The sequence below is a fragment of the Bradyrhizobium sp. genome (assembly GCF_028868675.1).
In the GTDB taxonomy this organism is placed as follows: domain Bacteria; phylum Pseudomonadota; class Alphaproteobacteria; order Rhizobiales; family Xanthobacteraceae; genus Bradyrhizobium.
Window position 1 is genome coordinate 1 of record NZ_JAGWUA010000349.1, and the last position, 2427, is coordinate 2427.

Genomic DNA, 2427 nt, shown 5'->3' on the forward strand with positions numbered 1-2427 from the left:
GAGGTGAACGGTAATTTCGATGCTGCTACCGAGGCCGCAGTCAGACAATTTCAGCGCGACCATGACCTGGTCCCGGACGGCATCGTCGGCCCTCGCACATGGGCCACCATTCTTGCGTAGATTTTATATCTGACCGTGGCGCATGCGCTGGATGATCTGACTAAGCCACACGGACCTCGACCAGCTGTAAGCGTCGTGCTCAGGCCACGGCTTTGAGGGATTGAGTGCGGTACGCCCAGGGCAGCAGCTGGTCGATGTCGCGGTTGGGATGTCCGTTGACGATCCTGGTCAGGACGTCGGTAAGATAAGCGAGCGGATCGACGTCGTTTAGCTTGCAGGTCTCGACCAAGGACGCGACGACAGCCCAATGTTCGGCACCACCGTCAGATCCGGCAAACAGAACGTTCTTGCGACTGAGCTTGATGCCACGGATTGATCGCTCGACCGTATTGTTGTCGAGTTCGATGCGGCCGTCATCGATGAAGCGCGTCAGCCCCTGCCAGCGCGAGAGAGCGTAGCGGATGGCTTCGGCGAGCTCGATCTTCTGGCTAATCAGAGCCAGCTTGGCGCGCAGCCAGGCCTCAAAGGCGTCAGCCAGCGGCCGGCTCTTCTGCTGCCGCACGAGGCGACGTTCCTCCGCGCTGCGGCCGCGGATCTCCTTCTCGATCGCATAGAACGCGGCAATGTGCTTCAGCGCCTCGCTTGCGATCGGCGCGGGGCCGGCTGTCGCGAGTTCGTAGAAGTTGCGCCGCATGTGCACCCAGCAGAAGGCGAGCTCGACCTCACTGCGATCGGCAAGCTTTGGGTATGCGATGTAGCCATCGACCTGCAGGACGCCCTTGAAGCCGGCAAGATGGCTGAACAGTCGCTCGGCCTTGCGGTCGGGGGCATAGACATAGGCGATGCCTGGCGGATCGAGGCCGCCCCAGGGCCTGTCGTCGGAGGCATAGGCCCAGAGCTGGCCGGTCTTGGTGCGCCCTCGACCGGGATCGAGCACCGGCACAGTCGTCTCGTCGGCGAACAGCTTGGACCTCGCGCGAAGCACCGTGAGAAGGCGCCCATGCAGCGGGCGCAGATGGAAGGCGGCATGCCCAACCCAGTCCGCCAGCGTCGATCGATCGAGAGCGATGCCCTGGCGGGCATAGATCTGGGCCTGCCGGTAGAGCGGCAGATGATCGGCATATTTGGACACCAGAACCTGAGCGACGGTTGCCTCCGTCGGCAGTCCGCCCTCGATCAACCGGGCCGGAGCCTCGGCCTGCATGACGCCATCTTCGCAGGCTCGGCAGGCATATTTGGGACGTCGGGTGACGACAACGCGGAACTGCGCCGGCACCATGTCCAGCCGCTCGCTCTTGTCTTCGCCGATCCGATGCAGTTCGCCCTTGCAGCAGGGACAGGTCTTGTCGTCGATGTCGACCACGACCTCGATCCGCGGCAGATGCGCCGGCAGTGCTCCGCGATTGTTGCGGCGCTTGCGTGCGCGCTCCGCCCGGCCTTCCGGAGCTGTCTCGTCTTGGCTGGCTTCCGTACAAGCCGCAACCTGTTGGACGTCCTCAAGACCGAGCAGCATCTGCTCCTCGGGAAGCGTCTCGGCCTTCCGGCCAAAGCGATGACGCTGCAGCTCCTTGATGATCTGGCGCAGCCGCTCGCTCTCGTGCCGCTCGGCCAGCAGCATCGCCTTCAGCGTCTCAGGATCATCAGGAAGGTTATCGCTCACGGGCAAATCAGAGCATATTCGCGCCCGCCTGACGACTTGCTCGATACTCCTGATTCACTTCGCCGCAGCGCGGCCCACAATTATCCGACTTGCGTCGGGACGACCGTCTCCCGTGCCGCGTGGACACGCCGCCAATCAAGCCCTTCGAGCAGCGCCGACAATTCCGCCGCCGACAAACGCATCACGCCATCCTCGATCTTCGGCCAGCGGAAGACGCCGTCCTCGAGCCGCTTGGCGAACAGGCATAAACCCGTACCATCCCAGAAGATCAGCTTGATCCGGTCCGCGCGCTTGGCACGGAACACATAAACAGCACCCGAGAAGGGATCGGCCTTCATGTGCTCTCGTACCAGCATAGCAAGCCCTTCCATTCCCTTGCGGAAGTCGACTGGCTTGGTTGCGACCATCACCCGGACCGTGCCGGACGGCCCGATCACCGGCTTGCCTTCAGCGCATGGACGATGGCCGCAATCATCGTCACGTCCGCGCCGCGGCCAACCCGGATCGTGACGCCTTCGGCTTCGATCTCGATGCCCCCAACATCCGGCTTGGCCTTCCGTCGCACTGTCTTGCGCTCATGGCCCGCAACCGCGACTGGCGCCATGGCGTCCACCACCGCAGGTACAAACTGCGGATCGTCAGCCATCGGCGCCGGCAGCCGCCGCGCTTGCCGGCGCCAAGTGAACAATTGTTGTGGGGTCAGCCCG

General features: G+C 63.6%; 3 protein-coding genes and 1 pseudogene. 1 reads left to right on the forward strand and 3 read right to left on the reverse strand.

Going from position 1 to position 2427, the window contains the following annotated elements:
• The first annotated feature begins 3 nt into the window (after positions 1–3).
• Positions 4–120 carry a peptidoglycan-binding domain-containing protein gene (locus KGM94_RS24895; RefSeq protein WP_300265312.1) on the forward strand — a complete coding sequence of 39 codons (117 nt, stop codon included), beginning with the start codon at positions 4–6 and terminating at the stop codon, positions 118–120.
• A 79-nt stretch (positions 121–199) separates the two neighbouring features.
• Here the strand turns inward: KGM94_RS24895 and KGM94_RS24900 are convergent, their stop codons facing one another.
• From KGM94_RS24900 to KGM94_RS24910, 3 genes and pseudogenes are all read right to left on the reverse strand, one after another.
• On the reverse strand, positions 200–1678 hold the full coding sequence (locus KGM94_RS24900; protein WP_300265315.1) for an IS66 family transposase: 1479 nt from the start codon (positions 1676–1678) through the stop codon (positions 200–202).
• A gap of 122 nt (positions 1679–1800) precedes the next feature.
• Positions 1801–2157, reverse strand: coding sequence for an IS66 family insertion sequence element accessory protein TnpB (tnpB, locus tag KGM94_RS24905; RefSeq protein WP_300265307.1), 357 nt, complete (start codon positions 2155–2157; stop codon positions 1801–1803).
• Positions 2154–2427, reverse strand: a pseudogene (locus KGM94_RS24910) (IS66 family insertion sequence element accessory protein TnpB); the annotation flags it as partial. The gene tnpB and the pseudogene KGM94_RS24910, both read right to left, overlap by 4 nt.

Excerpts from the sequence above, each read along its gene's own strand:
- KGM94_RS24900 (WP_300265315.1), bottom strand. The coding sequence starts at position 1,678 with ATGCTGCTGGCCGAGCGGCACGAGAGCGAGCGGCTGCGCCAGATCATC.